We start from the raw sequence: 13,123 nt of genomic DNA, 5'->3' as shown, positions 1-13,123 counted from the left end.
ACCAAGATACCGACATGACTTATGAATGTTGTTAGAATTAGAAAATGAAAAATAGTTAGAACTGAATAGACCATGAACAAACTAAAAGCAGCAATCCCATATCTTCTCTCAATAGTTGTAGCCACCATAAGCACAACCGCAACGGCAGCCCCCAGGATTATCCCCAAGGCACCATCTGTAGCCGCAACTGGATATATCCTGATGGATTTTGATAGTGGCAGGGTAATTACAGAAGGAGATAGTCAGAAACATCTTGCGCCCGCCAGTCTAACCAAGATCATGACCTCATATGCCATCTTCAGTGAGTTAAAACAGGGAAATATCCAGCTCAGTGACGAGGTTACCATCAGCAAAAAGGCCTGGAAGACCGGTGGCTCCAAGATGTTTATCGAGGTAGGTAAAAAAATTCCTGTTGAAGCCCTGTTGCGGGGAATGATCATCTCCTCAGGAAATGATGCCAGTGTAGCTCTGGCTGAACATATTGGCGGGGCCGAGGAGACCTTTGCCGAGTTGATGAACCAGTATGCCGAGATCCTGGGGATGAAGAACAGCCACTTCAAAAATGCTACTGGTATGCCGGCTGAGGGGCACTATACAAGTGCCGAGGATATGGCAATTCTATCTCAGGCACTGATTCGAGATTTTCCGGAGTACTACCCAATCTATGCAGAAAAAGAGTTTGTCTATGGCAAGGAGCTGAAGAGCGGCAAACCAATCAAGCAGTCCAACCGCAACAAACTTCTATGGCGCGATGAGAGTGTAGATGGCCTCAAGACTGGATATACAGAGGCCGCGGGTTACTGTCTGGTCTCTTCTGCAAAACGAGACGACATGCGCCTTATTTCTGCAGTGCTGGGGACAGAGAGTACGGAGGCGCGATCTCGTGAGACCCAGAAGCTGTTGAATTTCGGATTCCGCTTCTATGAGACCCATACCATCACAGAGCCTGGCGAGGTTCTGGCCTCACCACAGGTGTGGAAGGGAGAGGCAGATACGGTATCTGCCGGAACTACAGAGTCACTAACAATCACCCTAGGCCGCAATCAATTCAGAGATATGAAGAGTGATATTCTGATCACCAACCAAACTCTTGAGGCCCCGATAGCAGAGGGTGAACAGCTTGGAGTTGTTACCTTCACGGTTGATGGAAAGCCTGTTGCAGAGACTCCACTGGTTGCCCTGGAGTCGGTCGCAGAGGGTGGTCTCTGGGACAATATGATGGATAGTGTAGAACTCTGGTTCCAGTAGGGCTCTGTCACCTTGAACTCTATTGCCTATCTAAATGGCACATTCCTGCCAATTGAGGAGGCCGCCATTCCGGTTCTGGACCGCGGCTTTCTCTTTGGTGATGGTGTATATGAGGTAATTCCAGTATATGGAAAAAAACCATTTAGACTTCAGGAGCACCTGCAACGACTGGAGAACAGCCTGGCTGAGACCAGAATCCTGAACCCACTCTCCAGCAGCAGATGGCAGCAACTACTGACCGAACTGATCGATAAAAACGAGGGTGAAGACCAGTCACTCTACCTGCAGGTAACTCGTGGTACTGCACCGAGAGACCATATATTCCCAGATAACACCCCACCTACTCTGTTCATGATGAGCAACCCACTGGTTGGTTCCCCAGCAGAGATTATTGAATCGGGTATCTCGGCAATTACCGAGATTGATACCCGCTGGAGCCGATGCAACATCAAGTCCATCAACCTGTTGGCAAATGTGCTGCATCGACAACATGCCCTCGATCAGGGGGCAAAAGAGTCTATCCTGATTCGTGACGGCAAGGTTACCGAGGGTGCGGCCAGTAATCTGTTTATAGCAAAAAGTGGTGCTGTTATCACACCATCCAGGGGTCAATACCTTCTACCCGGTGTGACTAGAGACCTTGTTCTGGAGCTGGCACAGCAGGATAAAATTGAGGCCATAGAGGGCGATATTGATGAATCCCAACTCACGGATGCAGATGAGATATGGGTAACCAGCTCAACCAGGGAGATTGTTCCAGTGACTATGCTGAATGGCTCCTCTGTAGGTAACGGAAAACCCGGGGCAATTACTCTGCGTCTCAACCATCTACTACAACAGTTCAAAAGAGAGTTCCAGAATAGAGCACCATGAACGATTCAGACAATATCCAGGAAGGCAATGAAGAGACATTATTGGAGTTTCCATGCTCTTTCTCTATCAAGGCGATGGGCAAGGATGAGAACGACTTTGATACCCATGTCACCACTCTGGTACGCAGACATGTAACAGACCTGAGCGAAGGTGCAGTAAAAACCCGGCCCAGTAAAAATGGAAACTTTATATCAGTTACGGTAACCATTACTGCCACCAGCAAAAGGCAGCTTGATGACATCTATTATGATCTCACTGCTGACGAACGTGTAATGATGGCACTATAACCACATCCCATTAAGATTTTTTCACATGTTCCTTAACCGATTTATTACCTAAATCATGCAAGAGATCACTGTTCGCCAACACGGCATATCTCCATATGAGCCCACCTGGAGGATGATGCAGAAGTTCACCGAAGAGCGTAACGACATTACGCCGGATGAGTTGTGGCTGGTTGAACACCCGCCTGTTTTTACCCTTGGAAAAGCTTCAAAACATGAACATCTGCTAAATCCTGGAAACATTCCTGTTGTACAGATTGATCGTGGTGGTCAGGTCACATATCACGGTCCGGGGCAGCTGGTGTTGTATACCATGATTGATATACAGCGAAAAAATATCGGGGTGCGCGCACTGGTTACTGCACTGGAGAACTCACTAATCAACACTCTAAAAACTTTTGGCATTGACTCTGTGGCACGTAGCGACGCTCCTGGTGTTTATGTGGATGGGGCAAAAATTGCGGCCATTGGACTGAGAATTCGCAAGGGCAGAAGTTTTCATGGCCTCAGCTTTAATCTTGATATGGATCTTGAGCCATTCTCTCGCATCAATCCATGCGGATATCGAGGCCTACAGGTAACACAGCTATCTGATCTGATTACGCTTCCAGAGAGTGGTGAGATAGAGAGATTGCTGGTTCAACAGCTTGTTAACCAACTTGGATATAACTGGAATGGTGAAATCACGTAACTCAAACATTCACCAGAGGGGAGCAGACAAGGTCTCCCGTATACCTGTAAAGGTGGAACCAACAACTACTCCTCTACGCAAACCCTCATGGATAAGGGCCAAGGCTCCGCAAGGAGAAGGGGTGGCAAAAATCAGAAAACTGCTTAGAGAGAGCGATCTCAGCACTGTCTGTGAAGAGGCAGCCTGCCCCAATCTGGGAGAGTGTTTCTCTCATGGTACAGCCACCTTCATGATTCTTGGTGACATCTGTACCCGGCGTTGCCCTTTTTGTGATGTTGCCCATGGCAAACCTGAACCAACCAATCCTGATGAACCCAGACAGTTGGCAGAGACCATATCCTCAATGAGTCTGCATTATGTTGTTATCACCTCGGTGGATCGAGACGACCTCCGGGATGGTGGAGCAGCTCACTATGGAAGCTGCATTCATGAGATACGCAAATGTATTCCAGAGATCAAGATAGAGATTCTGACTCCTGACTTCAGGGGACGTGAGAATAGCGCAATTGAGATTCTCAGTCAGACCCCCCCAGATATCTTCAACCATAATCTGGAGACTGTGCCTCGTCTCTACAAGCAGAGCAGACCTGGTGCCAACTATGATGGGTCACTTAGGCTTCTGCATGATTTTGGGGAGCGTAATCCGTCAGTTCCAACCAAATCCGGGATCATGGTTGGCCTTGGAGAGACTATTGATGAGGTTAAATCGGTTATGGAGGATCTAAGATCTCATAATGTAAACAGATTAACCCTGGGGCAATATCTGCAACCCAGTCGCCACCACCTTCCAGTCAGCAGATATCTGACTCCGGATGAGTTTGACTCTCTTCGGCTTCTGGGAGAGGAGATGGGGTTCGATAATGTGGCAAGTGGGCCAATGGTACGCTCCTCATACCATGCTGATCTGCAGGCTGCCGGTAAAAAGATCAGCTAACAGCCTGACGACATCACCATGAGTATCTAAATTTCAGGGATGCATCGGGACTATCTGCAACTGGCTCATTGATCTCAAGATAGATAGATTTATCTGCGTTAAGGGGAATCTCTCCACCATTAACAGCTGCTCCAACTGCAGACATGGAGAACGTTGTAATATCCTCAGGAATACCAACATTACTGAGTCCGTACACCACAGACTGTTCTGCAAGTTTTCCTAAAAAACGCTGATTACCTGCAACTGACTGGCTATATTCATTATCAGACATGCCCCAATCTACACCACTCCATCTATACGATGACTCACTGTGAGCCACTGACGAGAGCAGTCCAATGGCAATGGCAACCGAAAACAGAGATATCCTGTTCACCTACCCAAGCCCCACTCTTGATGAAATATATAGCCGCATAATTGACGACGATACCAAACATCCGGCTCCTGTACAAACTGTTATTGGATTGCGCATCCGCAGGAGGCGTGCATGATCAGTAGATGACCTCCCTTGGCGGTAATGACGAGATCTGGATTTAATCATAGTAATCCATGCGCTCCATCAGATAGCAGAGGCAATCCTGCCTGATCACCTCCTCATCTCTGGTCAGCATCGATGGCATCACAGCCCTTTTGGTTCTTAGCTCTCCATCCTCTACCTCAAAAAACCTGTCTCCCACATCCTCTCCAGCCTCGCTCCAGACCTCTATATGGTCGACTCGATCTGAACAGACCACACCAAAACTGGTGCCTGCGGGGATCTCCTGAAAATTCAGCTGATCAAGATCATCTGCAAAACATAGATCCAGTGAATCCATCCCCTGATCAGAATCACCAAACCCAAACCGCACAGCACCTGGGATCTTTACCGTTGCCACCGTATGAAAGAGATCAACATCACCGTGAGCAACTGGATGAGACGGAATTTTGGATAGATGAAGACAACTCTCAAGAAACTGCTGCGCATGCTCAACACCATGAGGTTCGCCGGGCTGTCCACACTCCACAGTAACAGCAGGACAGATTTTTGACATTGCAATTGATTGCACCTCGGCCGGCCTGGTGAAGTAGACCACCGTACGACTAAACAGGGTGGCAAGATGGAGATGGGACTGTTCCAACAGGTTAACGCAGCCGTAATGTGGATTACGGCCAGTATTGTTATGGACATCAATACTGGCAAACACATTGCGCTGCCGCATCTGTTCCACAACCTCAGACATCATCTGTTGTTCTGAACCCCCACGCCCATCCCATATCCTGTTGTAGTCAGGCTGACCGGGAAGATGTCTTGCCCCCTCTGCTGCCGCAGAGACATTGCCAACCAGAAAAGAGAGGGAACGAGGCAGCTCCTTGTGTTGAAACTTCCTCAACATACCTCGTAGTGCCTGCCATCCGGTAATCTCATTGCCATGAAGCAAAACTGTAATAAACAGGGGCTCTCTTCTACGCCCCGGCAGATGGACGAGGGTAGTGCCAGACAACATGGTGGTGAGCTCATCTGCCTCGAGATCCAATAGACCATCAGGTATTTCATTCAGCGTAATCAGTTGTCTCATATCTACTCTACCATCCACTCATGAACTGGATTGCCCGATCTCTGGCCCTGCATATATGCCTGTAACAGCCCATCCATATCATGCCCATTTCGTTCAATCCACCTCCGTTGCCAGACAGCTCCATTCTGTCCACTAACCACCCTGCCCTCTATTATCTCCAGCCATGGTCTCCACTCATCCTCACTTAACTCCATACTCTTAAAACCGGCCTCCGCCAGAGGGGCCAATTCACTGCTCAGCAGAGTGCGTAACTCTATACTCTTGCCACTCTGCCACTTGATAACGCTATCCATCCCGCCTTTTGCAGCACGGTAAAAGTTATCCCTGGCCTGGTCAAATGGCATTAATTCGGCTATCTGCCTGCCACCATTCAGCAGCCCCATAACCATCCCAACAAAAAAGAGGGAATTTGCAACCACATCATCAACTGTTGGCCCTGCTGATGCCACCCTGTGTTCAATTCTCAGGTGGGGGTTACCATCCAGATCAAACCCTACAAGGGGTCGATTCCAGCGCCAGATAGTTCCATTGTGCAACATCAGATTAGAGAGGCTCTCTACGCCACCAGGCTGAATCATTGGCAACATCACAGGGTAATGGTCCAGATTCTCCCTGAATAACTCAAACAGGCTCTCAACCGCATATCCTGTCCCAAACCCAACTCTCCCCTCCCCCATACTGTGAGCAATTGGATCCACATTAACAGCCTGTTCAAATAGCGGAATACGGCTATCACTCCAGAGATCATGGCCAAACAGATAAGGAGAATTTGCACAGAGCCCAACCATTGGCGCTGAAAGCTGTATTGCTGCGTTGAATGCATCAACCGACTGGTGAAAAGGGACCTGCAGATGTATCTGTAGTGAGGTTGCCCCTGCCTCCATCATCACATCATGGTGAGTAAGTGCGAGATGCTCCCTGCCATCGATCTGAAACTCAAGTGGCCTGCCGCCACGCATACGCATCACCTGCTCATTCAAGGCCCGATAACGCTGTAACTCACTCATATTTCCAAGATTAAGATGATTGGGCTGCAGAGTTGGTAAAATTCCTACCATTGCAAGCCCCAACCCCATATCTGCTGCGGCGCTCTCTCCCTTGCTCCAGGTCTGGTTAAGCTCCTCTGCCAGGCTGGTAAAAGGGGTTCCATTAAGTGGTTGAGGAGTGCCGTTTATCTCTACATTAAAGCTGGCCAGCTCCGGAACCACCAATGGGTCATCCAGGTTGTGCAAGAAAGTGGTGTTGGATGGGGATGGCTGGAGAGATCCATCAACCAGCCAGGCCTCAAGCTCGAACCCAACGACAGGATCTGTACCGTGAAAGCGGGAGGCAGAAAACCACTCTTCAAGCAACTCAGTCTCTGCTGCCAGTGCCTGCTCGAAACGGTGAAAATCCCGTTTATGAAAATGGTCTGTAGTTATCTCCTGACCCATAGTAGAGACTATAACTCCGATTCCACCAAATGTAGCCTCTCTGGTGTCCCAACATCCGACCATCTGCCCTTATGGTGCTCACCAGATACTACTCCGCGCTCTACCGCATCGAACAGAATGGGTGCCAGAGGAAAACGCCCACACTTGATCCCGTCAAAAAGCTGGGGATGAAATATGGCAATTCCACTATAGGTCAGCTGAGGCTCAACATCCACGGCACCATACCCTGTAACCCTATCATCCTCCAACACAAAATCCCCCCTGCCATGGTGGGGTGGGTTATCTACCAGCACCAGATGGGCCAGCACTCCTGATACCTGACCACCCATCTCGTGCCCTGTTAATTGCCCAAAATCGTAGTCGGTAAAGATATCTCCATTAACCACAATAAATGGCTCTCCACCCAACAGTGGCAGTGCCTGAACAAGTCCACCACCCGTCTCCAGCGCCTCTGGCGGTTCGGATGAGTATTGGATATCTGCCCCAAATCTCGATCCATCCCCCAGATGTTGTGGAATCTGGCCTCCCAACCAACCGTGGTTAATCACAATATCTCTAACCCCCACTGCCACCAGCCCCTCAATGTGGTACTCAATAAGTGGTCTCCCTCTCACCTTTAGTAGTGGCTTTGGGATCTTGTCTGTTAGAGGACGCATCCGCTTACCTCTGCCTGCTGCCAGAATCATCGCTTTCATGACAGAGCTCTCACCAGACCATGTAGCGGCCCCAGCTCTGGGTACCTTGCAGTTACATCAATTACGTAGTTCATGGTACGGGGAATATCACCAAGATAACCAGGTTTTCCATCCCTGTGGTTTAGACGAGAGAATATACCTATCGCCTTGAGGTGACGTTGCACCCCCATCAAATCAAACCAGCGCATAAACTGTTCCAGCCCCACTCCTGTGATCATCTGCCTCTCTACCAACTGCTGAAAATAGATCCCGGACCATCTCTCCACCTCTCCCTGCGGCCAATCTATATAGCAATCCCTCAACAGAGATACCAGATCGTAGGTAACTGGCCCCCATACCGCATCCTGAAAATCTATCACCCCTGGATTGTCTGTTGGCAGTGCCATCAAATTACGTGAATGGTAATCTCTGTGAACTGCAACCTGAGGCTGCTCCAGTGCCGAATCTGCCAGCAGCGAGAACTGCTCTTCCAGCTCCCAAGCCTGATCCTCATTCAGCAGATATTGACGATGCACCCCAAGATACCACTCCTTAAATATCCCCATCTCCTGCATCAACAACGCCCGATCATAAGGAGGCAAGCGGTGATTCGCAGGCCACTGCTGCTGTATCGTCAACAAGGCCTCCATGGCATCTCCATAAAGCAGCTCGGATCTATCTTTGGTGAGTCTGTCCAGATATTGGGTTGATCCAAGATCGGACAACAGCATAAATCCTCTCTTCAAATCCACCGCCACAATCTCTGGTGCATGCACCCCACAGTTACGCAGTGTTCTTGCAATGGATACAAACGTGGCGGAATCCTCTTTTTCTGGGGGAGCATCCATCACAATCAGCGTCTGCTCCACCCCACCATCCAGATAACTTGCCCGGAAATAACGGCGAAAGCTGGCATCGGCAGATGCTGGGGAGATGGAAAACTCCAACCCACCCAACTGGCTGCCAACCAACTGTTTCAGCTGCTCCAACCGTTGATCCATTACTCAACAACTCCTCTATTTTTGATAAACCGAATTGTACTCTTTAGATGGCGTGACATGTATAATCAGTCGCCAGGAGCCTGGATTGTTGCTCCTGACTGACACCATTAATAGATAGATTATCAACACAGCCTCGTGAACCAACTGCTCCGCACAAAAACAGGATATCTTCTATCCACACTGGCCTGTGCAATTTCTGTCCAGGCTTATGCGGATGTCCCCTTTCGTTGTGTAGTTGGCAGTGATGGTGGCTGGCTCTGTGGAGCCAAAAGCGGGCTCTCCATCTCTGAGGCCACACCGCTATCTGCCATCCAGCCAACCCTCCAAACCCAGATACCAGCAACAAAACAGAGTGTTTTACCCAAGACTCAAAAACCTGTAGCAACCATCGTTAAACCATCATCTGCAACACCATCATCTATAACACCCTCTCCCAAGCCAACAGCAGCAACCGAAAACAGAGCTGCCAACAGAGAGCAGTGTCCTCTCCAGACCGCCTCGAACAGTGTGCCTGTCATACCTTCAGATCGCGGTGGTGAGGCAACAATCATCAGTGCTGATGAGATGGAGATCCGTGAACGCAACCTCTTCCACTACAGTGGTGATGTTGTTATGAATCGTGCGGATCAGTCACTAACAGCTGACCAGGTTGACTACAATCGTGATAGTGGCATTTTTAAGGCGGAGGGGAATCTGGTTTACCGAGAGACCGGATCAGAGCTGGCTGGTGATAGTGGACTCTTTAATCAGAAAACTGACAGTGGTGTCATCCACAACGCCAGATACAAAATAGACAATAATCACTCCAGTGGAGAGGCGGAACTTGCCGAAAAACTGGGGAGCTACGTCAACCGTTACAGCAATGCCACCTATACCACCTGTGATCCAGATAATAAAAGCTGGGAGATGGAGGCTGAAGAGATCAGAATGGATGATCTTGAGGGTTGGGGAACTGCAAAAAATGCCGTAGTTCGCTTTCAGGGTGTACCAATCATGTATACCCCGTCATGGACCTTTGCCATGGATGAGCGTAGAAAGTCAGGGTTTCTCTTTCCCAGCTGGGGCTATGAAAAGGCCGGTGGCGGACTGCTCAGCATCCCCTACTACTGGAATATAGCCCCTAATCGGGATGCAACCATCACCCCGCGGCTGATCGCAAAACGCGGGCTTCTACTCGATGGCAACTACCGCTATCTCAATAGTGCCAGCGATGGAGAGCTGGATGCAGGATTCCTCCCCAGTGATGACCTCTACAAGGATGACCGCTGGCAACTCAAATTTGCCCACAAGGGAGATTATCAGAGCGGACTAGCAGGGCCACTGAAGTATGAGATTGACTACGCATCACTTTCCGACAGAAACTACCTTGGTGATTTTGGCAACACTCTTGGTCTTGCCAGCAGCGACACCCTGGAGCAGACTGCAAAGATTAACTACAGTGGTGAGCGCTGGAGTGCTGGCCTTCTCTTCTCTGACCACTACACAATCGGAAAGCGTGGTAAATGTACAATCAGCGGCACTGAAAACACCAGCTACACATCAGAGCGAACCTGTAGCGCAAACTCAGGGACCTGGAGTGTTGTAGATATAACGGGAGACAACGAGCCATATCGTAAACTCCCACAGCTAGACCTCGCATGGTCCAGTGAGAGTAATGACGACCAACTCAACTATAGCGTAGCAAGTCAGTTTACCCATTTTAGCCATGACACCAAGATTACCGGTAATCGTCTATCTGTCACCCCCGGGGTCAACTACAAATACAACTTCCTCAACGACTCTGCCTATCTGACCCCATCCATCTCAGTTGCCCATAGCCGCTATGATCTCAACAGCAGTGTCGACAAGAGTCCGAAGCGCACTATCCCTACCTACAAACTGGAGAGCGGGATCTTCTTTGAGCGTGAGACCACAAACTATCTACAGGAGCTTACCCCAACCCTGACCTACACCTATATTCCGGATGGCAGGGATACCGATCTAACCTCAGAGCTCTCCGATTTTGACAGCACCTCCATAAGTGCCGAGGAGAGCGAGCTGTTAAAAACAACTTTTGTTGGTAGTGACAAGGCAACACACACCAAACAACTTAACGCCAAACTATCTACAACATTTACTAACCAGGATAGCGATGAGAAGATATTGACCGCCTCCATTGAGCAGGCCATAAACTTTATCTCGGCAGAAAAGAGCGCATCTAATATTGTCGGCAAACTGGATACCGATTTTGGTTCTCACCATACCGATCTGGAGCTCAGCCTCGACCCATACGATGGCCAGGATGATGTTGTAACTGCAAACTACCAATACCAACCTGACAGCAACCATATTTTTAATATTGGCCACAGCTACTCCCGTGACGACAAGAGACAGTATGATCTCTCCGCCGCATGGAGAGTAGGCTCACTCTGGGGTGGGAGCTGGAACCTGCTGGGACGTTACAACTACGAACTAATGGATCCAAATTCCCACACCCTCGATGAGCTGGCAGGAATCAGCTATGACACCTGCTGTTGGGCCATGCGTTTCACCCGTAACCGCTACTTTGATGGAACCGAGACCTTTAACGGTGCCGATCGCAACAAATTCGATATAAAATGGTTCCTGACTCTGGAGCTAAAGGGGCTTGGAAACCTCGGTAAACGCAAACCACTAAACAAGCTGCTCTCTGAGAGCATCAAGGGATACAACCCGGAAGATTAAAGCGATGACAAAACTCTTTCTATCTCTAGCTCTGCTTTTTTCCATGGCTGCAAATGCGGCCTCGATCACCAGCATTGACCGCATTATCGCGCTCGTCAACAACGATGTAATCCTTAAAAGTGATCTGGAACGTGAGCTCTCAACTATTGTGCAACGTCTCAATAGCAAAAAGGTAAAGCTCCCACCGCTAGAGCGACTGACTGCACAGGTTCTGGAGAAGATAATCAGTGAACGGCTCCAGCTTCAGGCTGCCGAAAAAGCAGGGATCGTCATTGACGAGTCCACCACTGATCGCACCATGCAGCGCATAGCAAAACGCAACAAACTCAGCCTCTCTGCATTCAAACAAGCCCTGGCTCAAGAGGGTGTCGACTACCTCACCTTTCGGGAGAATCTGAAAAAAGAGATCACCATAGAAAATCTCAAGGTAAAAAAAGTAGAAAACAGGGTAACCATATCTGACGATGAGGCAAAACGGTTAGCCGACAAACTGGCATCCGAGAACGCCAACTCGCTACGCCAATACAAATTGGGGCACATCCTTATACCACTGCCAGAGGGGGCCTCACCAGAACAGATCCAATCTGCCAAAAAGAGCGCTCTTGAGATTGTTCAGCAACTGACAGCTGGAGCAAGCTTTGAACAGACAGCAATGGAACAGTCCGCTGGAAGCAACGCTCTTGAAGGGGGCATTCTGGATTGGCGTACCACCGCCGAGCTCCCTACACTCTTTGCCGGTCAACTACCGCACCTGCAGCAGAGCCCATTTATTGGCCCTCTGCGCAGTGCCAGTGGATTTCATCTGCTCTCACTACTTGATAGCCGTGAACAGCAGGCAACCCATCTGATTACCCTGACCCGTGCCAGACATATTTTATTGAAAAACAGCGAACTTAACAGTGATGAGAAACTAAAGGCAAAACTTGAGATCATCAAAGAGCGTGCCCTTGGTGGTGAATCATTCGAAGAGCTGGCCCGTACAAACTCAGAGGACGGCTCCGCCAAGGATGGAGGCGACCTGGGATGGCAGAACCCTGAAAACCTTGTCCCAGAATTTGTTAAAGAGATGGATAAGCTGCAACCTGGAGAGATCAGTCCGGTATTTAAATCACGTTTTGGCTGGCACATCATTAAACTGACTGAGCGCAAACAGGAAGATAATACTGAGGAGTTTTTGATGAGTCAGGCTCGTCAGATGATCCGCAAACGTAAAATCAGCGAGGCAACCGAGACCTGGTTACGCAGGCTACGGGATAATGCCTACATAGAGTATCGGTTGGATGATATATAGTCTGTCCAGCCAACGGTGTTACATATCGTAATATTTGACATTGCCATACAAAACAAATAACTTCTGAGCACAATTTTTCACTACAGATACCGGAGAGAGCTACTGCCCAATCGGCAGCAGAATAACAATGACCAGAGAAGAGACTCCACAGACCCCTCCGCCCACCATGCCATATCCACCACCATATGGATATTTTCCTCAGGAGGATGAGATCAGTCTTATCGATCTCTGGAATGTTCTGGTCAAGAAGAAGAGAACCATCTTTGGGCTGACTGCCATCGCCACCATTGGTGCCGTGATATTTGCACTCATCCAGCCCCCAGTTTACAAAGCAGAGACAACCTTTCTACCCCCCACAGAGAGTGATATTCAGGCGCTAAACGTCCAGGGCGTCCAGGGCGTCCAGGGCGTCCAGGGCGTCCAGGGCGTCCAGGGCGT

Annotated in this window: 13 protein-coding genes; 8 read left to right on the top strand and 5 right to left on the bottom strand. The window is 49.3% G+C overall.

Going from position 1 to position 13,123, the window contains the following annotated elements:
- Nucleotides 1-72 precede the first annotated feature (72 nt).
- The 5 genes from AC3ZFK_RS07730 to lipA are packed head-to-tail and all read left to right on the top strand — an operon-like array spanning nt 73 to nt 4,030.
- On the top strand, nt 73-1,248 hold the full coding sequence (locus AC3ZFK_RS07730) for a D-alanyl-D-alanine carboxypeptidase family protein (protein WP_487507353.1): 1,176 nt from the start codon (nt 73-75) through the stop codon (nt 1,246-1,248).
- Between the two features lie 12 nt (nt 1,249-1,260).
- Nucleotides 1,261-2,121: a D-amino acid aminotransferase gene (locus AC3ZFK_RS07725; protein ID WP_489433771.1), complete on the top strand. Its 861-nt coding sequence runs from the start codon at nt 1,261-1,263 to the stop codon at nt 2,119-2,121.
- Nucleotides 2,118-2,408: a YbeD family protein gene (locus AC3ZFK_RS07720; protein ID WP_487507351.1), complete on the top strand. Its 291-nt coding sequence runs from the start codon at nt 2,118-2,120 to the stop codon at nt 2,406-2,408. Before AC3ZFK_RS07725 ends, AC3ZFK_RS07720 begins: the two co-directional genes overlap by 4 nt.
- A gap of 52 nt (nt 2,409-2,460) precedes the next feature.
- Nucleotides 2,461-3,096 carry a lipoyl(octanoyl) transferase LipB gene (gene lipB, locus AC3ZFK_RS07715; protein WP_487507354.1) on the top strand — a complete coding sequence of 212 codons (636 nt, stop codon included), beginning with the start codon at nt 2,461-2,463 and terminating at the stop codon, nt 3,094-3,096.
- Nucleotides 3,080-4,030, top strand: coding sequence for a lipoyl synthase (gene lipA, locus AC3ZFK_RS07710; protein WP_489433770.1), 951 nt, complete (start codon nt 3,080-3,082; stop codon nt 4,028-4,030). Before lipB ends, lipA begins: the two co-directional genes overlap by 17 nt.
- A 13-nt stretch (nt 4,031-4,043) precedes the next feature.
- Here the strand turns inward: lipA and AC3ZFK_RS07705 are convergent, their stop codons facing one another.
- From AC3ZFK_RS07705 to AC3ZFK_RS07685, 5 genes are all read right to left on the bottom strand, one after another.
- The gene (locus tag AC3ZFK_RS07705) at nt 4,044-4,403 is read right to left on the bottom strand and encodes a hypothetical protein (RefSeq protein ID WP_489433769.1); all 360 of its coding nucleotides are present in this window, start codon (nt 4,401-4,403) and stop codon (nt 4,044-4,046) included.
- Nucleotides 4,404-4,560: 157 nt separating this feature from the next.
- Nucleotides 4,561-5,583, bottom strand: a complete 1,023-nt coding sequence (locus AC3ZFK_RS07700) for a M14 family metallopeptidase (RefSeq protein ID WP_489433768.1) — start codon at nt 5,581-5,583, stop codon at nt 4,561-4,563.
- A 2-nt stretch (nt 5,584-5,585) separates the two neighbouring features.
- Nucleotides 5,586-7,079 (bottom strand): glutamate-cysteine ligase family protein, encoded by a 1,494-nt coding sequence (locus tag AC3ZFK_RS07695; RefSeq protein ID WP_487507347.1) that lies wholly within the window; start codon nt 7,077-7,079, stop codon nt 5,586-5,588.
- On the bottom strand, nt 7,025-7,711 hold the full coding sequence (gene murU / locus AC3ZFK_RS07690) for an N-acetylmuramate alpha-1-phosphate uridylyltransferase MurU (RefSeq protein WP_487507346.1): 687 nt from the start codon (nt 7,709-7,711) through the stop codon (nt 7,025-7,027). The genes AC3ZFK_RS07695 and murU overlap by 55 nt, the downstream gene beginning before the upstream one ends.
- Entirely contained in the window at nt 7,708-8,691 is a 984-nt protein-coding gene (locus AC3ZFK_RS07685; protein ID WP_487507345.1) for an aminoglycoside phosphotransferase family protein, read from the bottom strand. Before AC3ZFK_RS07685 ends, murU begins: the two co-directional genes overlap by 4 nt.
- 135 nt (nt 8,692-8,826) lie before the next feature.
- Here AC3ZFK_RS07685 and AC3ZFK_RS07680 point away from each other — a divergent pair, with 135 nt between their 5' ends.
- The 3 genes from AC3ZFK_RS07680 to AC3ZFK_RS07670 all read left to right on the top strand — a co-directional run.
- Nucleotides 8,827-11,394: an LPS-assembly protein LptD gene (locus tag AC3ZFK_RS07680; RefSeq protein ID WP_487507344.1), complete on the top strand. Its 2,568-nt coding sequence runs from the start codon at nt 8,827-8,829 to the stop codon at nt 11,392-11,394.
- A 4-nt stretch (nt 11,395-11,398) separates the two neighbouring features.
- Nucleotides 11,399-12,685 carry a peptidylprolyl isomerase gene (locus AC3ZFK_RS07675; protein ID WP_489433767.1) on the top strand — a complete coding sequence of 429 codons (1,287 nt, stop codon included), beginning with the start codon at nt 11,399-11,401 and terminating at the stop codon, nt 12,683-12,685.
- A 127-nt stretch (nt 12,686-12,812) separates the two neighbouring features.
- On the top strand, nt 12,813-13,123 hold a 311-nt coding region (locus AC3ZFK_RS07670), incomplete at its 3' end, for a Wzz/FepE/Etk N-terminal domain-containing protein (protein ID WP_489433766.1).

Source organism: Candidatus Thiopontia autotrophica, assembly GCF_982804495.1.
Note: the sequence above shows the minus strand (reverse complement) of the source record. Positions and strands in the feature narration are given on the sequence as shown.

Bases quoted from the DNA above. Each gene is read 5' to 3' on its own strand.
- AC3ZFK_RS07695 (WP_487507347.1), bottom strand. From the start codon at position 7,079: ATGGTCGGATGTTGGGACACCAGAGAGGCTACATTTGGTGGAATCGGA.
- lipA (WP_489433770.1), top strand. From the start codon at position 3,080: ATGGTGAAATCACGTAACTCAAACATTCACCAGAGGGGAGCAGACAAG.
- AC3ZFK_RS07675 (WP_489433767.1), top strand. From the start codon at position 11,399: ATGACAAAACTCTTTCTATCTCTAGCTCTGCTTTTTTCCATGGCTGCA.
- murU (WP_487507346.1), bottom strand. From the start codon at position 7,711: ATGAAAGCGATGATTCTGGCAGCAGGCAGAGGTAAGCGGATGCGTCCT.
- AC3ZFK_RS07700 (WP_489433768.1), bottom strand. From the start codon at position 5,583: ATGAGACAACTGATTACGCTGAATGAAATACCTGATGGTCTATTGGAT.
- AC3ZFK_RS07720 (WP_487507351.1), top strand. From the start codon at position 2,118: ATGAACGATTCAGACAATATCCAGGAAGGCAATGAAGAGACATTATTG.
- AC3ZFK_RS07730 (WP_487507353.1), top strand. From the start codon at position 73: ATGAACAAACTAAAAGCAGCAATCCCATATCTTCTCTCAATAGTTGTA.
- AC3ZFK_RS07685 (WP_487507345.1), bottom strand. From the start codon at position 8,691: ATGGATCAACGGTTGGAGCAGCTGAAACAGTTGGTTGGCAGCCAGTTG.